Annotated in this window: 16 protein-coding genes, 1 tRNA gene and 1 pseudogene; 13 read left to right on the top strand and 5 right to left on the bottom strand. The window is 39.7% G+C overall.

The window, feature by feature from the left end:
- Positions 1-523: hypothetical protein (locus ACIR310F_RS25090; protein ID WP_196803144.1), on the top strand; the 523-nt coding region annotated here is incomplete at its 5' end.
- 149 nt (positions 524-672) lie between these two features.
- On the opposite strand, the pseudogene ACIR310F_RS0101535 reads toward ACIR310F_RS25090, so the two are convergent.
- Positions 673-2017: pseudogene (locus ACIR310F_RS0101535) on the bottom strand (ammonium transporter).
- Between the two features lie 436 nt (positions 2018-2453).
- Between ACIR310F_RS0101535 and ACIR310F_RS0101525 the strand changes: the two are divergent.
- Positions 2454-2525, top strand: a tRNA-Gln gene (locus ACIR310F_RS0101525).
- Between the two features lie 70 nt (positions 2526-2595).
- A complete protein-coding gene (locus ACIR310F_RS0101520) occupies positions 2596-3741 on the top strand; it encodes a SpoIID/LytB domain-containing protein (protein ID WP_028082303.1) in 1146 nt (381 codons plus the stop codon).
- Positions 3742-3860: 119 nt separating this feature from the next.
- Here the strand turns inward: ACIR310F_RS0101520 and ACIR310F_RS0101515 are convergent, their stop codons facing one another.
- Positions 3861-5120 carry a hypothetical protein gene (locus tag ACIR310F_RS0101515; RefSeq protein WP_028082302.1) on the bottom strand — a complete coding sequence of 420 codons (1260 nt, stop codon included), beginning with the start codon at positions 5118-5120 and terminating at the stop codon, positions 3861-3863.
- Positions 5121-5290: 170 nt separating this feature from the next.
- Here ACIR310F_RS0101515 and ACIR310F_RS0101510 point away from each other — a divergent pair, with 170 nt between their 5' ends.
- The 5 genes from ACIR310F_RS0101510 to aroF all read left to right on the top strand — a co-directional run bounded on the left by ACIR310F_RS0101510 (position 5291) and on the right by aroF (position 8756).
- Complete coding sequence (locus ACIR310F_RS0101510; protein ID WP_028082301.1) at positions 5291-5767, top strand: hypothetical protein; 477 nt, start codon at positions 5291-5293, stop codon at positions 5765-5767.
- Positions 5768-5888: 121 nt separating this feature from the next.
- Positions 5889-6158, top strand: a complete 270-nt coding sequence (rpsO, locus tag ACIR310F_RS0101505; RefSeq protein WP_028082300.1) for a 30S ribosomal protein S15 — start codon at positions 5889-5891, stop codon at positions 6156-6158.
- An 11-nt stretch (positions 6159-6169) separates the two neighbouring features.
- Entirely contained in the window at positions 6170-6640 is a 471-nt protein-coding gene (locus ACIR310F_RS0101500) for a PAM68 family protein (protein WP_028082299.1), read from the top strand.
- A gap of 299 nt (positions 6641-6939) precedes the next feature.
- Positions 6940-7521 (top strand): Uma2 family endonuclease, encoded by a 582-nt coding sequence (locus ACIR310F_RS0101495; protein WP_028082298.1) that lies wholly within the window; start codon positions 6940-6942, stop codon positions 7519-7521.
- 185 nt (positions 7522-7706) lie between these two features.
- Entirely contained in the window at positions 7707-8756 is a 1050-nt protein-coding gene (aroF, locus tag ACIR310F_RS0101490) for a 3-deoxy-7-phosphoheptulonate synthase (protein WP_028082297.1), read from the top strand.
- A gap of 106 nt (positions 8757-8862) precedes the next feature.
- Here aroF and ACIR310F_RS0101485 read toward each other — a convergent pair whose 3' ends face one another.
- A complete protein-coding gene (locus ACIR310F_RS0101485) occupies positions 8863-12633 on the bottom strand; it encodes a response regulator (protein WP_028082296.1) in 3771 nt (1256 codons plus the stop codon).
- Positions 12634-13133: 500 nt separating this feature from the next.
- Here ACIR310F_RS0101485 and opgC point away from each other — a divergent pair, with 500 nt between their 5' ends.
- The 3 genes from opgC to ACIR310F_RS0101470 all read left to right on the top strand — a co-directional run bounded on the left by opgC (position 13134) and on the right by ACIR310F_RS0101470 (position 17159).
- On the top strand, positions 13134-14282 hold the full coding sequence (gene opgC, locus ACIR310F_RS0101480) for an OpgC domain-containing protein (RefSeq protein WP_071604772.1): 1149 nt from the start codon (positions 13134-13136) through the stop codon (positions 14280-14282).
- Positions 14283-14284: 2 nt separating this feature from the next.
- Positions 14285-15592, top strand: a complete 1308-nt coding sequence (locus ACIR310F_RS21180; RefSeq protein ID WP_051289438.1) for a DUF3131 domain-containing protein — start codon at positions 14285-14287, stop codon at positions 15590-15592.
- A 175-nt stretch (positions 15593-15767) separates the two neighbouring features.
- A complete protein-coding gene (locus tag ACIR310F_RS0101470; protein WP_081677535.1) occupies positions 15768-17159 on the top strand; it encodes a DUF3131 domain-containing protein in 1392 nt (463 codons plus the stop codon).
- Positions 17160-17424: 265 nt separating this feature from the next.
- Here ACIR310F_RS0101470 and ACIR310F_RS25085 read toward each other — a convergent pair whose 3' ends face one another.
- Positions 17425-18276 carry a hypothetical protein gene (locus ACIR310F_RS25085; RefSeq protein WP_051289437.1) on the bottom strand — a complete coding sequence of 284 codons (852 nt, stop codon included), beginning with the start codon at positions 18274-18276 and terminating at the stop codon, positions 17425-17427.
- Here ACIR310F_RS25085 and ACIR310F_RS25080 point away from each other — a divergent pair.
- Both ACIR310F_RS25080 and ACIR310F_RS25075 read left to right on the top strand, forming a co-directional pair.
- Positions 18275-18595: a hypothetical protein gene (locus ACIR310F_RS25080; protein WP_051289436.1), complete on the top strand. Its 321-nt coding sequence runs from the start codon at positions 18275-18277 to the stop codon at positions 18593-18595. The two genes, ACIR310F_RS25085 and ACIR310F_RS25080, sit on opposite strands and share 2 nt — an antisense overlap.
- Before the next feature lie 78 nt (positions 18596-18673).
- Complete coding sequence (locus ACIR310F_RS25075) at positions 18674-19006, top strand: hypothetical protein (RefSeq protein ID WP_051289435.1); 333 nt, start codon at positions 18674-18676, stop codon at positions 19004-19006.
- Between the two features lie 239 nt (positions 19007-19245).
- Here the strand turns inward: ACIR310F_RS25075 and ACIR310F_RS0101460 are convergent, their stop codons facing one another.
- Positions 19246-22080 (bottom strand): DUF3131 domain-containing protein, encoded by a 2835-nt coding sequence (locus tag ACIR310F_RS0101460; RefSeq protein ID WP_028082293.1) that lies wholly within the window; start codon positions 22078-22080, stop codon positions 19246-19248.
- Between the last annotated feature and the right edge of the window lie 232 nt (positions 22081-22312).

The following is a 22312-nucleotide window of genomic DNA, read 5'->3' as shown; positions in this document are numbered from 1 at the left end:
AGGGAACAGGGAACAGGGAACAGGGAACAGGGAACAGGGAACAGGGAACAGGGAAGAGGGAACAGGGAACAGGGAACAGGTTACAGGGAAGAGGGAAGAGGGAACAGGGAACAGGTTACAGGGAAGAGGGAAGAGGGAAGAGGGAAGAGGGAAGAGGGAACAGGTTACAGGTTACAGGGAACAGGGAACAGGGAAGAGGGAAGAGGTTACAGGGAACAGGGAACAGGGAACAGGTTACAGGGAACAGGGAACAGGTTACAGGGAAGAGGGAAGAGGGAAGAGGGAAGAGGGAAGAGGGAACAGGTTACAGGTTACAGGGAACAGGGAACAGGGAAGAGGGAAGAGGTTACAGGGAAGAGGGAACAGGTTACAGGGAAGAGGTTACAGGGAAGAGGGAAGAGGTTACAGGGAAGAGGGAACAGGTTACAGGGAAGAGGGAACAGGTTACAGGGAAGAGGTTACAGGGAAGAGGGAACAGGTTACAGGGAAGAGGTATCAAAATCATATTTCTTTACTGAAATAAAATCTATCCACAATTACTAATTTGTTACCTCTGACCCTAATAGACATCAGGTGAAAATAAAATATGCTTGACTTACAACCCTTGTAGAGACGTTCCAGGTCACGTCTCTACAATCTTTACCGGATATCCCTAATAAATTAAATTACTTATTAGTTAGAAATTCGGTCTGCGAACTCACAAGTTATAACCTTCTTCCCCGTGTTCATGGATATCCAAGCCTTGATTTTCTGTTTGATCTGGGACTCTTAAACCAACTGTAGCCGCAATAATTTTCAGAATGATCCAAGTCCCCACCCCAGCAATTATATAGGCGAGAGCAATTGCTGCTAATTCCACAAATAATTCACTCAAGTTACCACGCAGTACCCCGTCCTTACCGCCAGAATTAACTTCAGTTGTGGCAAAGAAAGCCGTTAAAATCGCCCCGATAGTACCGCCAACACCATGGACAGGATAGGTATCTAGGGCATCATCAACCTGTAACTTGTGTTTAAAACTGACAGCATAGAAGCAGAGGAAAGAGGTAATCAAACCGATGAAGATTGCGGCTAGAGGGGTGACAAATCCCGCCCCTGGGGTGATTCCAACTAAACCAGCGACAGCACCGGTCACTGCCCCTACAGCGGTGGGTTTTCCCCGTAATGTAGCTTCTAAAATCAACCACATTAACGACCCGGCGGCAGCGGATGTATTAGTAGTCACAAAGGCTACTGTGGCTACTGTGCCAGCAGATAAGGCACTACCAGCGTTAAAGCCAAACCAACCAAACCAAAGTAAGCCAGCACCCAACAAAATAAAGGGGACATTGTGGGGAGGACTCAGACGATCTGGATAGTTTTTTCTCGGACCGAGGACAATAGCTGCTACTAGTGCCGAAACAGCAGAACTAATATGTACTACTGTCCCACCGGCAAAGTCTAGAGCGCCTATACCGCCATATAAACCTAAAAATCCTCCCTTAGCCCACACCATGTGCGCTAGGGGTGTGTAGATAAACGTTGACCACAGCACTACAAATAGGCAATAGGCACGGAAACTCATCCGTTCAGCGATCGCACCTGATATTAATGCTGGAGTGATAATAGCAAACATGGCTTGATAGATCATGAATGCCTGATGGGGAATTGTTGGCGCGTAGGATACCACTTCTGCTGGGGCTGAACCTTGCAGATAACCTGTTGTTTCTAAGCCAACACCGTTTAAACCTAACCACTGTAAACCACCAATGAAAGGTAAACCAGGGGCAAAGGAAAGACTATAACCCCACACAACCCAAGTGACTCCAACAATGGCCATCAATACAAAACTCATCATTAATGTGTTCAGGATATTGCGCGATCGCACAAACCCACCATAAAAGAACGCTAATCCCGGTGTCATCAGCAATACCAGGGCAGATGAGATCAACATAAATGCTGTATCTCCTGTATCAGGGGGTGCTGCAGCCGTTGACCCCGCTGCCCAAGCATTCCCTGTTAACAACCCCCCCAGCATCAATAAAGTTAAACACCCGGTAATAACTACTTTCTTCAACACTTGTTTTCTTTCCTCTGCGTCTACGATGTTGATCCTGATTAAATACAATTCGTATTTTTCGCTACTTTTTTCTGTCTTAAAAGTTACTTAAATTCTAATTTTCTAGTCAGCTTAACATCAGCTTAACCAAAATTTTACTAAAAATTTGATCTTTTTTTATATTTCTATCTGAGTGATCTTGACATGGAAAATTCTGTTACTATTAATACAATTTTGTGGAGGCTGTAAAATTTTACAAACACCCCATTTTTTGGCAATCAGTTGGCAATAAGCAATAAATATTTTTTTCTCAAAAAACCCCTTAACCGCCCATTCCCCATCAGCAAAAAAATTTTTTTTCAAAACAGTTGACATAATCCCAGAAGGACTGCTATATTATCTAAAGTTAATTCCTTGGGGCGTAGCCAAGTGGTAAGGCAGCGGGTTTTGGTCCCGCCATCCCTAGGTTCGAATCCTAGCGCCCCAGTTATATAAGAACCAAATATATACAAATATATAAAAAGTAAACAGTAGACGCTTATAGTTAAACAACTAAAATGAAATTTCAACTATTATTAGGCAGTTTTTTTTCTGAACTTAAAGGTAGACATTGGTGGATAGGTATACTACTGTGGTTTGTTTTACTTGCTCCTGCCCAAGGGTCTGTAATTCTGCGTGTGGCCATTGCAAGAGAAGTTAAACAGGTAAAAGTCGGTGCTTCCACAACCGCTATTGTCAAAGATAGTAGGGGTAAGACATTAGGAGAATTACCAGGAATGAAACCCTTTGCCGCTCAAGCGGTTGCCGGGGGAATTGCCTTAGACAGATGGCAATCAGGGTTATTTTGGATTGAACCAACAAATAAGGGATTTGTTTATATTGGCGATCGCTGGTTTCGTGGTAGAACCTTAGTAGTACCCACAGGTAACGGCTTAACTGCTGTGAACTGGGTAGATTTAGAAGAATATCTCTACAGCGTCATTGGTGGAGAAATGAATTCTAGCTGGCCGGAGGAAGCCCTCAAAGCCCAAGCCATAGCAGCCCGTACCTATGCCCTTTATGAGCGCGAAAGACAGAGAAGAAATCCGGTGTATGATTTAGGGGATAGTCCAGATCGTTGGCAAATTTATAAAGGTGTAAGCAGTGAATCTCCCAGAACCTACAACGCAGCAGACCAGACAGCAGGCAAGATATTAACCTACAATAATCAAATTATTCTTTCTGTCTTTCATGCTTGTTCCGGTGGACACACTGAAAACGTCGAAGATGTCTGGAGTACCAGAGAACCTTATTTGCGTGCTGTTCCCGATTTTGATCAAAAAATCAAAGAATGTAACTGGACAAAAACCTTCACCCCCGGAGAAATTAGTGCCAGAATTGCCGGTATTGGTAATGTCAAAGAGATGATTATCGAAAATGTTTCACCTTTTAGAAGTGTCAAAACTCTGAAAATTATCGGTAATAAAGGCACTAAAATTCTCCAAGGTGAAGAAGTGAGAACCGCACTAAAAATTAAAAGTACGCGGTTCATTGTCAATAAAGACGCAAATGGTAGTTTTATCCTCCAAGGATTAGGTTTTGGTCATGGTTTAGGAATGAGTCAATGGGGGGCTTATGAATTAGCAAAACGTGGTGCAAACCATCTACAAATTTTAGGATATTACTATCAAGGTGTAGCCTTGACACCCATTCAAACAAAATAGGCGCTCTTGCAAGAGAAAAATAAATATCATCCTATTATCTATTACCTATTACCTAACAACTGACAACTGACAACTGACAACCGACAACTAACAACCGACAACTAACAACTGACCACTGACTAATCACCTATTTGCTTATTCTGAAATTCCTGTTCTAATAAATCTGTTTCTGTGGAATAAACAGAATCTTCTTTACTAATGATTTTTTCCGTTGCAAATTCACGAGCAAAGGCGATTTTCTTCTGCAAAGAAGTATCCGCACCTGCTAATAATCTAGATCGTTCTTGGCGTTGATAATTGCGAGTAGTAATTTTATCATTACGCCGTTTAATCCAGAAATATCGAATTAAGGGAATGGCTAAAAACCCCGTACCATAAGCCAATAACAATCCATAAATACCTTGCACAAAAGCAACTAAACCGCCAATTTGAGCCGCAATTGTGCCATCTCTCAATAAATTTCCCAAAATCAAAGCCCCAACAAAATTCACTCCGCCTAAACCCGCACTGAGGAGAATTTGTCCAGAACTAGCTGCACTAAACTTCCAGGAAAATTCATGGAGATATTCAGATATTGAACGCCGCTGTTTTTTACTAGCTCTTACCTGTAATTCTGGGAAATAATATACCATTTGACCCTCTGAACTTACCTGGGGAAATCCATTAAATCTTACCAGCACAGGCAACATATAATCCTCATATTCTTGTTGATATTTTTCGCCAATATCATCTAAATAAGGAGCAATTTGTTCTGCTACTACTGCACCTTGATTATTACTAATCACAGCCCCAATGTCTTCCCAGCGGCGTTCTTCCAAATTAGCATTAGGATCACCATCACCAAAGAGAAATGAAAACACCGCTTCCAAAAAATTCATTTCACTATTTTCGCCCTTTTCTCTTCGTCGTTCTTGGTAATTATCGCCATAATTTGGGCTAAAATACCAGAATAAATCAGGGAAAAAGAAGAAATTATTACTTCTAGAACTACTACCACCGCGATTATCATCATCCCGATTTGAACTAGCAGTGATAATAATGAAAATAGTTACAGTAATCAAAATGATAGAAGCAACTAAAAGAATACCAAAAGAAATCCGAATTAAGTAAAATAGCACAGACCAGATTTTTTTCCACCATTCTTTCAACCGTATTTGCAAGTATTTATTGCGTAAAATATCTCGAAAATTGCGGGGAAATTGGTAAACAACATCACCTGATTCTGCAACCTGTAAATGTCCCCCAGCGTCAGCAGCTAGAGCTAATAAACCTTGATTGACTTCAGCTATATTTAATCCTATCTGTGTGGCCACATCACCAACAGTGACGCGGTAGCCCAGTTGTTCCACAGAACGCATAATGGCGGAATTGGGAGTCATAAATTTGTCATTTTGTTATATTTTGGTTGACCTTTATTAAGTATAATTGAACTAATATTTCTTGTCTTTGCGGTTCTTAATTGCAATAATACCTTATAGTGGTTTCTGGACTGCGGTTAATTCATTATTCCGTACCTATCACCAATTAGCTGAAATTTATATATACACCTATGGTTCAATACACTATTCCTCAAAGTCCAGAAATTATCCTGATTGTTCCTGGTAAAGATTCCGCTAAAGCCCGTGACAAAGCAATGGATCAGCTAATGGAACTTATGGAAGCGGGGGAATTACCAACCGAACTAGAAGCAGGATTTGGTCCCCAACAGTTAATTGAAATCAAAGAACCAACGACAGATACTTCTAGTCGTGAAGATGAAATTACCCAAGCGGTGCAAATTCTCAGTAATTTAGCTTCTTTAAAGTTAAAAGTCCAAGAATCGCGCACAGAAGCCTTAGAAATTCGCAAAGCCATTGATGTGCTATTTACTGATAAATCCGTCACCGAGGAAGAAATAACCAATCTCAAAGAAGGTTTTAAGGTTCTCAAAAATTTTGCTCAGGCCAATCTCCGTTACCACGAAGCAAAATCAAAAGCCGAACAAGCTAGACAAATTTTAGATCAAGCCCTTAAATCACCAGAGTAAGCGGTAATGGGTGATTGCTGCATTCCTGACTCCTGATCAGGAAGTTGCCACAGGAATGGATAGGTGTGATATTATAGGAAACTGCTACACAAATTTACAAACAATAAAGACCTAATCTATCATGGCTCTGACGCAACAGCGCAAACAAGAAATCATTTCTGGCTACCAAGTTCATGAAACCGACACTGGTTCGGCTGATGTTCAAGTAGCAATGCTCACTGACCGGATTAACCAACTCAGTAAACATTTGCAAGTTAATAAGAAAGACCATTCCTCCCGCAGAGGATTATTGAAGATGATTGGTCAAAGAAAGCGTCTTCTAGCTTACATCCAAGCAGGTAGCCGGGAAAAATATCAAGCTTTAATTACTCGTCTCGGTATTCGCGGTTAGGAACTATTCTTATGGCTGCTGAAGAATCGGAACGTAGTAAATTACCTTTTGAACCAAACAAAAAGCGTCAAAAATCCGCTAAGTCCATAACTCAGCCCGTCCTTAAAACCCAAGAAACCCAGGAAAAACCGCAACAGCAACGTCGTTATTCTAAACAAGAAATGGCTATTCCTGAAGTGGTGAGCCAGCGCATGATTCGCCGAGTGGCTGCTTTTTGCGGTATTCCCACATTTTTGGGTATTGCTAGTTTGGTAGTTAGCTATCTGCTAGTTACTCTAGCTCATATCCAACTTCCGCCTATCGCCGTTTTATTGGTGAATATGGGATTATTTGGTTTAGGCGTGTTGGGAATTACCTATGGTGTTCTTTCCGCTTCTTGGGACGTGGAAAGACCGGGAAATATGATCGGTTTGGATGAATTTAGCACTAACTGGGGAAGGATGACCGAAGTTTGGCGTGATACCCGGAAAAAGAACGTCTAATCATCATCTAATAATCAGCGTCCAGGTCATAACTGTAATCTGGGGTAAGTTGGAAAATAAGTTTTTTCTGGTTTATACCCAATATGCAGCCAAAAATACCTGGCGCTATATTGTTAAATTGGTAGGGATTTTAGGGCTATTTTATAACAACATAATTTTGATCAAGGTTTCACGCAGAGGCGCAGAGGCGCAGAGAGGAAGAGTTTGAGAACCCGAAATCCTCAAATAAGTTATATTGTTATGTTGGTGAAGGATTTGATCATAATTTGAGAATTATTAAGCCGGAAAAAATTATAATTATGCAGTCCCCTCTTTACTTTTTCTCTGTTGAAGAATATCTGGAGTTAGAACAAATTAGCGATATTCGTCATGAATATTTTGCCGGTGAGGTCTTTGCTATGGCTGGAGGTAGTAAAGAACATAATATAATCTCTGGAAATGTTTATTCGCCTTTGCGTTCTCGGTTACGGGGTAGTTCCTGTAATGTTTTCATGTCTGACATGAAAGTAAGAATAAATTTAGCTCATGAGAATCAAACTATATTTTACTATCCTGATGTCATCGTCAGTTGCGACACGGAAGATCAAGACCGTTATTTTTTGAATTATCCTTGTTTAATTATTGAAGTCCTATCACCAAGTACAGAAACTATAGATAGACGGGAAAAACTTCTTAATTACCGCAGTTTAGCAAGTTTGAAAGAATATGTTTTGATTTCTCAGGATCAAGTTAAAGTAGAGGTTTATCGTCAAGATGAAAAAAGAAATTGGACTATACAAACTTTGATTAATCGTGATGATAAATTACATTTAGACTCCGTTGGATTAATTTTAGAAATGGCAGATATATATGAGGATGTTATCAATGTGGCTATCATGTAGCTCGCTATGCTATTCGCAAAGAAGCATCATACAAAACCACTGGTAAGGTAATTTATGATGAGTATTATCCCAAATTATCCAAACCTATCATAGATAAAATTTTGCGGGTAACGCTTTTTTTCATAGGTTTTCCTTGTTAATCTCAAGTTAGTTAATCAAAAATTTACTACAAAAGGAACTCGTAAATGATTATCGTCATGAAGGTTGGTTCCCCCCAGGAAGAAATAAATCGCATTACTACAGAATTATCTAGTTGGGGACTAACTCCAGAAAAAATTATTGGTCAACATAAGGTGGTCATTGCTTTAGTTGGGGAAACCGCTGATTTAGACCCCCCCCGTATTCAAGAATTAAGTCCATGGATTGAACAAGTATTACGAGTGGAAGTACCCTATAAACGGGCTAGTCGTCAATTCCGTCATGGAGAAGCTTCTGAGGTGGTGGTAAATACTCCTCAAGGAGATGTGGTGTTTGGTGAACATCATCCTTTGGTGGTTGTGGCTGGACCGTGTTCGGTGGAAAATGAGGAGATGATTGTAGAAACGGCGCTGCGGGTAAAGGCTGCGGGGGCTAAGTTTTTGCGAGGTGGGGCCTATAAACCCCGTACGTCACCCTATGCTTTTCAAGGTCATGGTGAAAGTGCTTTGGAATTGTTAGCTACCGCCCGGAAAGTCAGCGGGTTGGGGATTATTACCGAGGTTATGGATACGGAAGATTTGGAGAAAATTGGCCAAGTCGCAGATGTGATTCAGGTGGGGGCGAGAAATATGCAGAATTTCTCCATGCTTAAAAAAGTAGGAGCGCAACATAAACCTGTGCTGTTAAAACGCGGTATGGCTGCAACTATTGAGGATTGGTTAATGGCGGCTGAGTATATTTTAGCAGCGGGTAATCCTCATGTGATTTTGTGTGAACGGGGAATTAGAACTTTTGACCGTCAATATACCCGCAATACTCTAGATTTGTCGGTTGTGCCGGTGTTGCGGAAACTCACCCATTTACCAATTATGATTGATCCTAGTCATGGTGTGGGTTGGTCCGAGTTTGTCCCTGCTATGGCCATGGCGGCGATCGCTGCGGGTACGGACGCGCTTATGATTGAAGTTCACCCCAACCCAGCCAAAGCGTTATCCGATGGACCCCAATCCTTAACACCGGACGCTTTTGATCAATTAATGTCAGAATTGGCGGTAATTGGTCAAGCGGTCGGTCGTTGGCCGAACCAAAAAAGCTAACGAATGCTAACAAGAGTCGGCTCTATGTAAAGACGTTCCATGGAACGTCTCTACCACGGTCAACCTAACTTCATGGATAACCTTGTCAGGGAACGAAAAAACTTTTTCAGCACTTAATTAAAAATCCTTGAATCTTGTTGATAAAATCAACTAATCCTAGTACCAATTGATAAGCACCGACAAAACTCTGTTTGCGACTGAGTTGTTCTAGTTCTTCTGCAATTTTCCGCATGGCTGTAGCACCAACATTACCACTAGAACCTTTAAGATGATGAGCTTCCCTGGCCAGTTGATGAAAGTCATTAACGGTAATTGCGGCTTTAATTCCCTCCACATGAAACAGGCTATCTTCCACAAAAACTTTTAATATTTCTAACTCAAATTCTGGATCATTGTCTGAGATTTGATGTAGATGTTCCCAATCAATTGGTAAATCTGTTAACGGATTATTTGTCATTAAAACTGCTGGCTCAGGGTCAGGAATAGTCACTACTCGTCCCGCCATAATTTTCGAACTCCAAAGCTCTAATAATGCTGCTAATTTATCCTTAGTAATTGGTTTGCTAAAATAGTCATCCATACCAGCATCTAAACAACTCTGTTGATCCTCCTTCATAGCATTAGCAGTAATAGCAATAATTATAGGTTGTCGGTGATTAACAAATGAACTTATTGGCCGAGAACGAATTACTTTTGTAGTTTTTAAACCATCGAGAATTGGCATTTGACAGTCCATCAAAATTAAATCATAGGCAATGTTATCCAACATTTCCAAAACTTCTTGGCCATTGGCGACGATATCAGCTTTATACCCTAAACTGTGGAGTTGCTTGAGGATAACTTTTTGATTAACTGGATTATCTTCTGCTACGAGCAATTTTAACTTTGATTTTGTCGAATCAGGTATCTTTTCATCCAACACAGTTATAGAAGATTGCTCAATTTTAGAAGATTGGAAATTATCTAATTTTGCTTGGCTTCCTAAGATATCCATGATAGTATCTAGCAAGCGAGAAGGTTTTATTGGTTTAACTAAATAACTAATAAATCCGATGTTGATTGCTTTTTTCGATTCATCCTTTTGATTACTAGAAGTCAATAGAACTAAAGGAATATTGCTAATGGCAGCATTAGCTTTAATTTGTGATCCCAGCGTTAGACCATCTATCACAGGCATTTGCATATCAATGAGAACAATATCATAGGGGTGATTTTCGGCAGCAGCCTTTTGTAAAGCTGCAAGACCAGTATTTGCACAAGCAGCTTCATCTACCAACATTCCCCAATGAGTAGCTTGATGATAAATAATTCTCCGGTTAGTGCCATTGTCATCTATTACTAACAACCGCTTGTTAGTCAATATATTAAGCTCCAAAATCTGACAAGAAGGCTGGATTTGCTTCAGAAAAGGTAGCTCAAACCAAAATTGAGATCCTTTACCCATCTGACTTTTTACGCCAATTTTTCCACCCATTAAACTTACTAATTGTTGACAAATTGCTAATCCCAAACCTGTGCCACCATATTGACGGGTAATAGAAGCATCAACTTGGCTAAATGCTTGAAAAAGTTTGTTTTGATCTTGAAGACTAATACCAATTCCTGTATCTATAATAGTAAAGTTGAGAATGACTAGATCCTGAGTTTCTGACTTCAATTCTACTTCTAATAATACCTCTCCTTGTTTGGTAAATTTAATAGCATTACCAATCAGATTCATGATAATTTGTCGTAAGCGCCCAACATCTCCCCTCAGATATTTATAGACATTCTGTTGTACCAGTGTGGCAATTTCTAGTCCCTTTTGATGTGCTTGAGGAGCTAATAAATCTAGCACTTCTTCCAGACAATTACAAAGATCGAAATCTATGCTTTCGATGATCATTTCTCCAGCTTCAAGTTTGGATAAATCTAAAATTTCGTTAATCAGAGATAAAAGAGCATCCCCACTGACGCGAACTATTTCTAAAAAATCTTTTTGTTCTGGGTTGAGAGGAGTTTCTAATAATAAACCAGTCATGCCCAAAATGCCATTCATGGGGGTGCGAATTTCATGACTCATATTCGCTAAAAAACTACTTTTGGACAGAGATGCTAACTCAGCTTGATGACGAGCAATTTCCAGTTCTCGTCTTTGCAGAATTTCCGATTCCAGCAATTTAGCTTGAGCTAAAGCAATACCTATTTGATCAGATAAAGACTTGAGAAATTCTGTTTCCCAGTTAGTCCATTGACGGGGTTGGGTACAATGATGAGCAATTAGTAAACCCCAAAATTCATCTTTAAGAAAAATAGGAATAACTAGGTTAGCTTTGACATTAAACTTTTGTAATAGTTCGATATGACAAGGCCGAATGTCAGCTTTTTCAATATCATTAATCACACCAATCCATCCTTGAGTATATTTCTCGATGTAATTTTTTGTCAAACAAGGCTCAACAATATTTGTCCCCATAACAACTGGAATACCGGGAATTAATGCTTCTTTCCGCGCTGTTAAAGAGCCATCGGCCAACAACTCTAGAATTACTACACGGTCAGTTTTCAACAGTTTTTGTACTTCTGTAACACTAGTTTGCAGAATATCATCTATCTGCAAAGAACTGCGGATTTTTAAAGTAATATCAGCTAATAATTGCGATCGCAAGTTCAAGTATTTTAGTTCTTCTTCGGCTTCTTTGCGTTTACTGATATCACGGCCTACACAAATGAATCCGCCATCTTTCAACTTTGTCAAAGACATTTCTGCGGGAAAGTTACTGCTATCTTTTCTTTGAGCAATTGTTTCTCCATGCCAGTAACCTTGTTTCATTAGTTCAGGAAATATGTTTTTTTCAAACAATTTAACCTGCTCTTGTTCATACACTTCTTGCCAATTTTTTCCTAGCAATTCCGTGGCATGACTATAGCCAAATATATTCACGTAAGAGCTATTGAGATAAAGATAATTACCCTGTTTATCAACAATACTAATGCCATCACTCGTTGCTTCCACTGCTGCTAATTGTCGTTTTAGAGACTCTTCAGCTTGTTTGCGTTCAGTGATATCTATGCCGGTACAAACAATAAATTCAATTTCACCATTTTCATTTGAAACCGTTCTGTTTGACCAATTAATTAGCCGCAGACTTCCGTCTTTTATTCGCCAATAATTTTCATATTCTCTTAACCCCTTACTTAATTTAATTTTTTCAAAAATAGATCGCACTGTTCGACGGCGTTTCGGTTCTGTAAATACGTTCCAAAAGCATTGATTTCTAACTTCATTGTCAGAATAACCCGTGGTTTCTTCACAAGCTCGATTAAATCCAATAATTTCCCCTTCTGGGTTAAGAACTATCACTAAAGCATTAACTGTATCTAATACCGTTGAGAGAAGCAAACTATCTAAATTACGCCGCCATTCTAATTGTTGCATGACTTGGCGACCTAAAATATTTAATGCCTCTATCTGTTGTGGTGCGAGTTGTCTTGGTATGTCATCAATAACACACAGCGCTCCTAAGCCATAACCGTCATCATTAATTAGGGGTATGCCCGCATAAAAACGGATATTGGGATCTGATGTCACCAAAGGGTTATCCACAAATCTTGGATCTAAAGTAGCATCGGGAATGATCATGGGATCTGGTTGCTGGATAGCATGATTGCAAAAACTCATACTACGGGGTGTTTCTGATGCTTCTAGCCCAATTTTAGATTTAAACCATTGGCGGTCTGTATCAACTAAGGTCATTACGGCCATGGGAGTTGCACAAATAAAAGAAGCTAAACGGGTAATATCATCAAACTCCCGTTCGGACTGAGTATCAAGAATTCTGTACTGTAAAAGTGCTTCAATTCTTCCAGCTTCGTCATTGCGTAATAATGCTTTCATATTTAAAATTTACCCCTAGTTAAAAGTGTTGTGATTTTGGCTATTTTGAGTATGTAGACGTAAAAACACCAAAATGTGTAACAATATTTACGTAAATTTAATTGATGCGTTATTTGACTAATTCACCACTTACCTACTGATAGCGAAGCGCTGCTGCAAGCAGATCAAGAAAATTCAGGATTTTTACACTTTATTTCTTGCTTGAGGGTATATTATCAGCAAAATAGCAAAAGTGCTGAATATTAAGAAAAATTTTCAACTCTGATCCTAAAATACATTATGATTTAGACTGAGTAGGTATGCCTAAGATTATCGGTATATGTTCAGCCTTGTAAACCAAGTCAGGACTCCAGGAAAAGTGTGGGGCGGCGAAATTACCCCTCTGAATAAACTCAATGCCTCACGTACTCCATTACAGAGAAGAGTTTAAACCCTACAAAGAAATATCTAGTTTCTGTTCTAGAACCAAGTAGTTAAATAACCGAAAGTAACCATATACTGTGCATAACAATACAATTACAACAAACAATCCTCCTGTATCCTGGCGCTATGATCCCACGCTCTACGGAAACCGAGATATAAGGATTGATTTTCTCCGGGGCATTGCCATTGTTTCCATGGTATTCAATCATTTAGAAAGTTCTTCTTATTTCAGTGCTATCAACAGGGGACATATTTACGCCAGTGCGGCCGAAGGATTCGTATTTCTCTCTGGGCTAGTATTAGGAATGGTGACATTGGGGCGTATCAATAAAGTTGGCTTTTCTGAAGCCATGAAAAAACTGTTAGAGCGTTCTGGAAAACTTTATCTCACCAGTCTTATTTTAATGTCTGTCCTGGGTTTATTAAGTATAATTGCCCCCGGTTGGACTCGTCCAGCCTTTGATTTTGCGCCCGGGACTTGGTGGCAAATATTACTAGCGGCAGCTACATTCCATTTAGCACCACCTGTCATTGACATTTTGCAACTGTATGTATTGCTGTTGCTGTTTTCCCCTGCCATTTTCTGGATGTTAAGGAAGGGCTTTTGGTTGCCTGTTTTGGCTATTTCCTGGACATTTTGGAGTATCCAACAATTACATCCTTATGCCTTGAGTTTCCATCCTTTAGACAGAGAACATCCTTACTTTGCCTTAGCTGGTTGGCAAATTTTATACGTGCATGGAGTATTAGCAGGTTATTATCGTCAAAAACTACAAAAATTATGGGGAAAAATACCGAAAATTCCCCTAGTCTTATGCTTGGTATTAATCGTCATTGGCTCAATTACAACCGCACATTATGATATTCAGCTTGGTGTTTGGCCAGCCAAATTCTCAGATAGAGTTGCTTGGTTAGCATGGACAGACCGGAGTCGGGTGGGTTTTTTGCGTTTAATTAATCACATCGGTTTCTTCCCTTTGCTGTACATAATTGTGGATACATTTTGGCAACCGTTAAATAAAATTCTGGGGAAACTGTTGATTAGTTTGGGTCAAAACTCCTTGTACGTCTATATTGTTCACGTTCCAGTCACAGTGATTTGGTTTTTAATTCCGGCTTTAGTTGATGGTAATCCCATAGTCACTACTATCGCTCAGGCTGTAGCTGTGGGCTGCTTCTGGTGGCTGGTGAAAAAAGAAGTGTTGTTTAATATTATCCCCCGCTAACCATGACACAAGATACAACTATCAATCCTACTCCGATCCAACCTAGTTTATTAAAACAAACTATTGTCGCTGCGGCGATCGCCTTAGTTGGCTTTGGATTGCATAAAGGAATAGAATGGCGTGAGACTAACATTCTCCCAATTCCAGTGACTTCCGTTGGTCAAAATCGGCTGAATGCAGAAGATATACAATTAGCCCGTACAGCTTGGCGCTATTTTGAGAAAAATCGTTTATCCACGGGTTTAGTTTCTTCCGCTGCGGACTTTCCCAGTACAACAATGTGGGACGTGGGTAGTCAGTTAGCTGGTATGGTGGCAGCACGGGAATTAGGCTTACTCAAGGCAGCAGAATTTGATCAATGGATAGAGGAAGTATTGGCCACCCTAACCAAAATACCTTTGTACCGGAATGAGTTACCAAACAAAGCCTATAACGCGAAAACTTTAATCCCGGTTAACTACGGCAAATTGGCAGAACCTGAAGAAATTGGGTTTTCGGCCATTGATTTAGCACGACTGGTGCAATGGCTAGATATCATCGAAACTCGATACCCCAAACACGCTGCGGCCAGTAAAGCCGTCACGGCTCGTTGGCAGTTAAAGCGGTTAGTAGAGAATGGACAGCTAATGGGGACAGCGATTAAAAATGGCCAGGAAACCTGGAACCAAGAAGGACGGCTAGGTTATGAACAATATGCAGCCTATAGATTACAAAAAATGGGGATTGTAGCCCCCAAAGCACTTGATACCAAAGCCGAAACTCAGTTTGTCAATGTTATGGGTGTGGAAGTACCAGCGGATAAACGCAGCACCTATCATAATTATGTCACTAGTGAACCCTATATTTTGGACGGGTTGGAAAGTGGTTTTCAGGCTTTACCTGCGGAATATGCAGCCAAGTTACTCCAAGTTCAACAACGTCGCTATCAAGCTACCAATCAACTCACAGCCTGGTCTGAGGATAATTTAGATCGGGAGCCTTGGTTTGTCTACAATTGTATTTTTGTCAATGGTCAACCTTGGAAAAGTATAGACTCATCTGGTAAAGATGCCTTTGTTTATCGGGGTAGTAGTGTTAAAGCCGCAATAGGCTGGAATATGCTGTTTCAAACTCCCTATACAGAAAGACTTCATAAGGGTATGCGCTGGCTGACTGATCCAAGTCGTGGCGTTTTTGCAGGTTTTTATGAGGAAACTCAAGAACCAAATCGAGCTTTAACTGTGAATACTAACGGTATAGTGTTAGAAGCAATACTATATCGTCGTGTGGGCAAACCGTTGACAGTTTGGGCTAAGGAAAAAGAATCCTAATCATCGGATAGGGCTTGCTGATAGCCCGCGTGGCGTAGCCATAAAAGTTGCCTGTGAGGGGGCAGGGAACAGGGAACAGAAATGGGGGCTTAGGGAGAGATATTTTGCGTAAGTCCTGACTTAAAAAAAACTAGACAAGAAAAGACTTTCAATTATATTACCAATTACCAATTCCATGATCAATTCTGATTTTGAGCCACCATCAAAAAAACTATCTTTTATCGCTACCTTTGGCGGAGTTATAACCGCTGTCATCGCAATTATAGGTTTCAATTCTTTGTCAAAGTATTTAGCTATAAATACTGATAGTATTAGCAAGCTGAATACTAAATTAACAATTGTAGCAGGTAAACCCATTGCCGCTGCCGAATTGACAACCGCCAAGGGACCCTATATTGCGCCCGGAAGTGGGACATTAACTACAGAGGAAACTGCAATGGCGCGTCAAGCTTGGTTATACTTCCAACGTAATTGGAACGATCAAACTGGCTTGGTTAATTCTGTAAATAATTTTGCCTCTGTTACTATGTGGGACCAAGCCGCTGCTATGGCTGCTTTGGTCAGTGCTAAAGAACTTAATATCATTACGGTAGAAGAGTTTGAGAGCAAAATGAGTCAGATGTTAAAAACTCTAGCGTCCATGCCTTTGTATAAGGGAGAATTACCGAATAAAGTCTATAATTCAAAAACATTGATACCTGTAAATTATGGTCAATTAGATAAACGAGAAGAAATTGGTTGGTCTGCTTTGGATTTAGGACGTTTAGCTATATGGCTGAATATTGTTGGTACAAAATATCCCAAAATGCGATCGCCAACAGAAGCCGTCTGGAAACATTGGCAAATCAAGCGATTGGTCAAAAACGGGCAAATGTACGGTACTTCTGTTATTGCTGGTCAAGAACAGTATACCCAAGAAGGGCGTTTAGGTTATGAAAATTACGGAGCTTACGGGTTAAAACTCTGGGGTTTAGATGTCAAAAAAGCCTTAGATTATACATCAAATACAGACTTTGTAGACCTCTACGGGCAGGGTGTTCCTTATGATCGACGGGATTATCAAAATTCAGGTGCAAATAATTATGTTCTCAGCGAGCCTTATATTTTAGATGGCATTGAAACCGGATTTCAAGCTTTACCTAAAGCATTCTCAGACCGAATTTTAGCTGCTCAAGAAGCTCGTTATCAAACGACTAAATTTTTAACTGCTGTCACGGAAGATAATTTAGATCGCGCTCCTTACTTTGTTTATAGTAGCTTATTTGTGAATGGACAACCTTGGGCAACCATCACAGCAACAGGAAAAAAATATGATGATTTACGTTTTCTCAGCGCTAAGGCCGCAGTAGGTTGGCACGTCCTTTATAATACTGCTTACACAGACAAATTATTTAATTTTGTGCAAACTCAACTCAAATCTGATCAAGGTTGGTACAACGGGTTTTATGAGTCTTTAAATCAGCCAAATAAAGCTCTTACTGCTAATAATAATGGTGTAATTTTAGAAAGCTTGCTGTACAAAAAAGTTGGTAAACCTCTTACGGTTTGGGCTGGAATAAAAGAGTAAAGTAAAAGTTTATTTTGATGCTGTGAAATTCGATAATTTATGATTTCAATTTCCGTACTTTTACAAAAAAAGGGAACAGGGAACAGATAAGAAACAAAAGTTGCTGAGTTTAAAGCTCAGTCAAAAAAAAGATGTTTTTAAAAGATGCGTAGCACGAAAAAAACAGTGTCATTATTTCAATCTCATGTTTTTAAACATGAGTTCTTCCTGTTTACTCTGAATTTTTTCTACTTGTGAAATATTGGGTTTTCAGTCAAAAAATAGGTCAAAATTTTATCTGTAATTGGCTTGTTAATGTCTGATTATTATACAGACTTTCCCCAGTCATGAGATTGTGAGACTTACCTAAACTATAACCTAAATCTAAAGCTATATTTGGTGATATTTTGACTGTACAGCGAGTTTGATAGCCAGTACCTCCACTTTTATCACCGTTAACTCTTTGTCTTCCCAAGGTGGTATTTAAGCGACAATTTAAAAAAGGAAAAATGTTTTTTCCCCATCCGATTTCACCGTTATAAACTAGAGAAGATACTGGAGAAAAATAGCCACTACTCTCTTGGCGATCGCTTGCATACTTCCAAGCGAAAACATTACCAGCAAACCAAAATTCACCCCACTTATGTTCCAAGCGGTTAAAAATCTGTTGCTCAAAATTACCATCATTATATAAACCCACACGATAGGAGCCAAAAAAGCTGGTATTAGGGTCAATTTGCCAAAAAGTATTGAATCCAGAGCGCATAGCTGTAATTTGATTTTCCAGTGTTTTCACACTAGTTTTATAAGGACTTTGTTCTACGACTGCTGATAAAAATAAACCTGACTTGAGGCTATAATCTGGATTGAGTTTAACAGCAATTGGTCTATCTATCTGAGCATTGAAATTGAGAGCCATTGGTAAGCGATTAAATAGATCAATTCCTGCTCCTAATTTTATAGTATATTTACCTGTTTTGCCTTCCCATCCCAACTGAAGGGGAATATTAGTAAGAGATGCAAATTTCGGTTGACTCAACTTATTAAAGGCAGTTTTCAATTTAATTTTCTCTCCATTGAATAACCGAAATTGAAAGACTGGTTCAATAGTTTGGTTCTCCTGCTGGGAACTATTCATGTCCCTACGAAACCCTGTTTGGATACTTTCCAAAATAAATGCTGACCGCACAGGTGTAGTAGAAGTTGGTTGTGAAGTTGGTTGTACTGTAGAAGTTGGTTGTACTGTAGAAGTTGGTTGTGAAGTTGGTTGTACTGTAGAAGTTGGTTGTACTGTAGAAGTTGGTTGTGAAGTTGGTTGTACTGTAGAAGTTGGTTGTACTGTAGAAGTTGGTTGTGAAGTTGGTTGTACTGTAGAAGTTGGTTGTACTGTAGAAGTTGGTTGTGAAGTTGGTTGTGCTTGCGGAGGAGATACTCGTTGGGAAGTTAACCTTAGCTGAGGATTGAAGTTTTCAGGTGCAGCAATTAATACTGGTATTGAATGTAAGTTTTGAGGAAGAAAGCTACTGTCAAAAACTGTGTTTAAGTTTTCTAAAATACTAAAAGTTGCAATTTGTGTGGTTAATTCTGGAAATGAGTTCGAGTTTTCATCTAGTGGGAAAAAAAGAGAGGAATCTGTTTCTGTAATATCTCCGTTATTTTGGCGTGAATTTGGTAAATTATCAACTACAGGGAAGGGTTCTATCAAAAGTGAGACTGAATCCCAATTTTCATCTAGTTGGATAGGAGCAGCAGATACAGACTTAATACCGAAACTAGTGATGATACTTATTGGAGAAAACAAATATAGTATTCGTTGTAGCAAGTTTATTGAGAGTAACATCTTACAAAATAGTTACTTAGGGGAATAAAATGAATATTTTCAGATTCATAAATTATGAATCTGAACTGGTAAATTAGGTTCATCTGGTGGACTCATGATCATTTATCTCTTCTTTGATAGCGACATCATATCATGTTCGGTTGAACACTTATCATATCTGTTGAGGCTGGTAATTGGTAATTGGTAATTGGGAAAAGGCAATACAATGATGAACTATATTGTAAGTGATTGGGCGGATATGATATCAAGTATCTAACCATGCAAAAGTTAATTCGTACCATCTTTGACAGTAATCCAGTAATGTTCAGTGGCATTAGTCACAAATTTGGTTTTCTGAGTAGAAGTATTCGGTAGACCCCGACCAGAATTACCATCGGCCACTGCTTGCCACCAGGGTGATTTCATATCCGTATTGGGACGGAGGAGGGGTTGTTGCTTTGTTGCCGTGTACAGTAAAGATTGTAGAATCATACTGTTAGTGCTACTAGTAGAACCAAGAGCAGTTTTACCTGTTTTTTCATAAAAACCTTCATAAAAGCCCAGCAAAGGGTTATATAAGTCCGTTGTTGCCTTGATTAATTCCTGAGTATAGCTATCCTTAGGCAATAAGGCATAATAGGCAAATGCCACAGCCGAACTGACTAATCTTCCCTCTGGTAGTAGTTTACCATCATCATCTAAGGCTACCCAAGGCTGATTTTGACCAATAATTGAACTGTGGACAGTGTAAGGTTGACGCTCAATGAGAGTAGTAGCTGAGGCAGTAAGAGTCTCAGTATTAAGGTAGCGTTGGGCTTGGGCTTGGTAGACTGCTGTAAAGAGCGATCGCATTTTTGGATCTAAACCAAACTCTAGAGCATACAGCAGGAAAGGATTACTAACGGTATATTGATTAACCTTTGATTTTGTATCTTTACGAAGCCGTTCAATGGGAACTTCTACCCCCTCCACTGATGTTGTTTTATATTCACCACCCACAGCAGATTTATCAACATTAAATCCCCACAATTGAAAACCTCTAGCAGCATATTCTTCATAACCCAAGCGGGTTTCAGGATTAATTCTGGGGACTAACCGCCCACTTTTATCTTTGGTGACATTGGCACTAGAAAGAATACCTTCCCGCACAACCCGCAAGTATGACCAATCGAGAGCAATTTGATCAACAACTTGCGTGTATTCGGGATGATCTGTTTTTAAATTATAAAGGGCTGCTAATAGTCTTCCCACATCCAAAGACGACCAACCAGTACCTTCAGGAACTGGATTACCACCATAATCTACTGGTTGCAATGTTCGCGGATCATAACCCCGACTCGGTAATTCCCCCGCATACAGCGGTATCTGCGCTAAAGCAGCCAACAACTGTCGAATGCGCTGATCAAATTCCTTGGCAGAAATTATATCCATTGCCCATGCTGCATTGAGCGCTGTTAGATAATCTCCTAATCCCCACAATGTTGAACCCTTAACATCAGAGCGATCGCTCACCAATCCTGTTGTAGGCTGAGAATTAGCAGAGAAATAGTTCCAGGCGGCTTGAGCGTAACGTCTTTGCACAACTGTTAAAGGTTTAGGTAATGGTTTAGCTGGCTGCGGGACACCCAAGGATGGAATAGGTTTAACTATCAGCGGTGGTGGGTTAGTCGCTGTATTAGTCTGGGCAGGTGTAACATTTATGGGAATAGGATTTTGGGCTGGAGTTGGGGAATTTGCAGCAGGTGGTTTAGAATCTGAGGGTTTAGAATCTGAGGGTTTAGAATCTGAGGGTTTAGAATCACCAGACGGTATTTTTGCAAAACTCACCCCACTACCACCAATCAAAGGACGATTTCCTCTAGCCTTGTAATATAAAATCTCCATGATTAGGCCATTAGTATTACCTGTCAAGGACTTATTAGGTTTTTTTGTTTCTTCATACAGTCCAGCGTAGAAGCCGCCACCTTTAGGATCACGTAAATCCTTAACCGCATCAAAAACCTTTTGAGCATAAGCATTACCTGGGTAAAGATAGCGCCAGCCAAAGGCAGCTTTAGTGCTGATACTCCGCAACTCTGTATAGGGCTTATTTTTCTCCGTAATTGTCGCCCAAGCAACTCCATTGGAGTAAATAGTATTGTAGAGAAAATAAGGAGGTTGATCAATGTTGTCCTCAGAAACAGCAGTTAGTTGTCCCGTAGATTCAAAGCGTCGCTTTTGTACTTCTAAAATGTCAGCAGCATATTTTTTTAAATAACCTTCTAAGCCAAATTCAATACCATCAAGAATATAGGATTCACTAACTACATAATTATTAGCATTAGTGCTTTGAAAATCACGGGTATCAACAGGAATTTTCACACCGTTAATATCTACAAGTTTGAAAGGCTCTAAAGCCGCCGCTTTGGGTGCTTTAAATCCCCATAGTTCATAACCCCTAACAGCATATTCCTCATAACCAAGTCGTCCTTCTTGTACCAACAATGTTTTACCATTAGGTAAGACAAGCGCTCCGTAAAGTTGGTCATCTTTCAGTGATCTTGCTAACTGCCACTTACCGAGAACTCCCTTTAGCCAATTTTTATACTGAGGATGACAAGTGCCAATAATATGAAAAGCAGCCAATATGCGACCAATATCCAAAGCAGACCAACCCAGACCCTTTTCTAGAGGTTTATTACCATAATCAGTCATTTTTCCATTAGCAGCATTATATACCTTATTTGGTAAAGCGTTTTCAAATAAAGTAAGGTTAGCAAAATTGGTAAGAAATTTGTTTAAGCGCGAATCAAATTCCGACTGGTTAATCAAATTGATCCACCGCGCTGCATTCAAAGCCATTAGGTAATTACCAATGTCCCAGAGAGTACCAGAAGGATAACCACCAGTAGAATTAGTAAACCCTGTATTTGCTTGATAGTTATTGACAAAATACTGCCAAGCTGCACGAGCGTAAGTCTGTTCCTCCGGTGTCAGAGGGGCTGAAATTTGACTACAGCCATTAGGAGTAGAATTTTGTGCTAAAGATACTGTAGGCACACAGAACAAAAATTGCAGAAATGCTCCACTTAGGAACAATGCAATCCATCTTAATAGTTTGTAGCGACGGTGTTGCTGTATCATTTACAAATAAAATTTGAGAACTATTCAGGGGGGACTAGAGTGATAGAGAAGAGAGAATCATTTCGCTATCGTTAGAAATGACACCAAAAATCTGATACATTAAATAACAACTCTATGTTACCAAGCTACAGGAATCCTGAATGATGTCTAAAAAATATCAAGGACTATAGGCCGGCTATGGGCAACCATGGGAGTTAAAATCAAAAATCAAATACGTGACTCGTATAAAAAC

It is taken from the genome of Dolichospermum circinale AWQC310F, from assembly GCF_000426925.1.
GTDB lineage: Bacteria > Cyanobacteriota > Cyanobacteriia > Cyanobacteriales > Nostocaceae > Dolichospermum > Dolichospermum circinale.
Note: the sequence above shows the minus strand (reverse complement) of the source record. Positions and strands in the feature narration are given on the sequence as shown.

Bases quoted from the DNA above. Each gene is read 5' to 3' on its own strand.
- ACIR310F_RS25085 (WP_051289437.1), bottom strand. From the start codon at position 18,276: ATGAATAGTTCCCAGCAGGAGAACCAAACTATTGAACCAGTCTTTCAA.
- ACIR310F_RS0101500 (WP_028082299.1), top strand. From the start codon at position 6,170: ATGGCTGCTGAAGAATCGGAACGTAGTAAATTACCTTTTGAACCAAAC.
- ACIR310F_RS0101495 (WP_028082298.1), top strand. From the start codon at position 6,940: ATGCAGTCCCCTCTTTACTTTTTCTCTGTTGAAGAATATCTGGAGTTA.
- ACIR310F_RS25080 (WP_051289436.1), top strand. From the start codon at position 18,275: ATGTCCCTACGAAACCCTGTTTGGATACTTTCCAAAATAAATGCTGAC.
- ACIR310F_RS0101510 (WP_028082301.1), top strand. From the start codon at position 5,291: ATGGTTCAATACACTATTCCTCAAAGTCCAGAAATTATCCTGATTGTT.
- ACIR310F_RS0101515 (WP_028082302.1), bottom strand. From the start codon at position 5,120: ATGACTCCCAATTCCGCCATTATGCGTTCTGTGGAACAACTGGGCTAC.
- rpsO (WP_028082300.1), top strand. From the start codon at position 5,889: ATGGCTCTGACGCAACAGCGCAAACAAGAAATCATTTCTGGCTACCAA.
- ACIR310F_RS0101460 (WP_028082293.1), bottom strand. From the start codon at position 22,080: ATGATACAGCAACACCGTCGCTACAAACTATTAAGATGGATTGCATTG.
- ACIR310F_RS0101485 (WP_028082296.1), bottom strand. From the start codon at position 12,633: ATGAAAGCATTATTACGCAATGACGAAGCTGGAAGAATTGAAGCACTT.
- ACIR310F_RS0101520 (WP_028082303.1), top strand. From the start codon at position 2,596: ATGAAATTTCAACTATTATTAGGCAGTTTTTTTTCTGAACTTAAAGGT.
- aroF (WP_028082297.1), top strand. From the start codon at position 7,707: ATGATTATCGTCATGAAGGTTGGTTCCCCCCAGGAAGAAATAAATCGC.
- ACIR310F_RS0101470 (WP_081677535.1), top strand. From the start codon at position 15,768: ATGATCAATTCTGATTTTGAGCCACCATCAAAAAAACTATCTTTTATC.
- ACIR310F_RS21180 (WP_051289438.1), top strand. From the start codon at position 14,285: ATGACACAAGATACAACTATCAATCCTACTCCGATCCAACCTAGTTTA.